The sequence below is a fragment of the Pseudomonas koreensis genome, from assembly GCF_036668835.1.
Lineage (GTDB): Bacteria > Pseudomonadota > Gammaproteobacteria > Pseudomonadales > Pseudomonadaceae > Aquipseudomonas > Aquipseudomonas koreensis_I.
On the sequence record NZ_JAZEVW010000022.1, the window covers coordinates 1 to 1,582 of the forward strand.

At 61.5% G+C, this 1,582-nt stretch carries 1 protein-coding gene; it reads left to right on the forward strand.

The window, feature by feature from the left end:
• A partial coding sequence (locus V6F91_RS27120; RefSeq protein ID WP_332769916.1) for an immunoglobulin-like domain-containing protein occupies window positions 1-1,582 on the forward strand: 1,582 nt, incomplete at both ends.

A 1,582-nucleotide genomic window follows, 5' to 3' on the forward strand; every position in this document is an offset into this window, starting at 1 on the left:
TCTGTGGCCGAAGGTGGTCAGATCACCTACACCGCAACCCTGACCAACGCCGCTGGCTCGCCAGTGACCGTGACCTTGTCGAACGGCGCCGTGATCACCATCAAGGCAGGCGAAACCACTGGCACCGCAACTGTTCCGGCACCGTCCGATGACGTCTACAAAGATGCTGGCTCCGTGCAGGCAACGATCAGCAGCGCCACCGGTGGCAACTTCGAAAATCTGGTGCCGAGTACGACTCCGGCAGTGACCAGCGTGACCGACACCATCGATACGACCACGGTGAAACTGACCGCAACCGAGTCGGCAGCCGAGGGCGGCAACGTTACCTATACCGCCACCGTGGGCGCGCCGGTTACCGGCTCGCCGGTAGTGGTGACTCTGGCCAACGGTCAGACCATCACCATCGGTGTTGGCCAAACCACCGGCACCGCGACCACCACTGCGCCGAACGACGCGTTGACCGGTCACGCACCGATCACTAACTCGATCACCAACGTGACCGGCGGCAACTTCGAAAACCTCGTAGCCGACAAAACCCCGGTCAACACCAACGTGACTGACACCGTCGACACCACCAACCTGTCGCTCAGCGCGACCAATTCGGTCGCTGAAGGCGGTTCGATTGTTTACACCGCGACCCTGACCAACGCTGCAGGCTCGCCAGTCACCGTGACCTTGTCGAACGGCGCGGTAATCACCATCAAGGCAGGCGAAACCACTGGCACCGCAACTGTTCCAGCGCCATCCGATGACGTCTACAAAGATGCCGGCTCCGTGCAGGCGACCATCACCAGCGCGACCGGAGGCAACTTCGAAAACCTGGTACCGAGCACAACGCCTGCCATCACCAGCGTCACCGACACCATCGATACCACCACGGTGAAACTGACCGCGACCGCCACTGCGGCTGAAGGCGGCAACGTCGTCTACACAGCGACGGTTGGCGCGCCAGTGACGGGCTCGCCTGTAGTGGTAACTCTGGCCAATGGTCAGACCATCACCATCGGTGTTGGCCAAACCACCGGCACCGCGACCACCACCGCACCGAACGACGCGTTGACCGGTCATGCACCGACCACCAACTCGATCACCAATGTGACTGGCGGCAACTTCGAAAACCTCGTAGCCGACAAAACTCCGGTCAGCACCAACGTGACTGACACAGTCGACGCTACGAACCTGTCGCTCAGCGCGACCAATTCGGTCGCTGAAGGCGGTTCGATTGTTTACACCGCGACCCTGACCAACGCTGCTGGTTCGCCAGTCACCGTGACCCTGTCGAACGGCGCCGTGATCACCATCAAGGCTGGCGAAACCACTGGCACCGCAACTGTTCCAGCGCCATCCGATGACGTCTACAAAGATGCCGGCTCGGTGCAGGCAACCATCAGCAGCGCCACCGGTGGAAATTTCGAAAACCTGGTACCGAGCACGACTCCAGCAGTGACCAGCGTGACCGACACCATCGACACGACCGCGGTGAAATTGACCGCGACCGCCACTGCGGCTGAAGGCGGCAACGTCGTTTACACAGCGACGGTTGGCGCGCCAGTGACGGGCTCGCCTGTAGTGGTCACTTTGG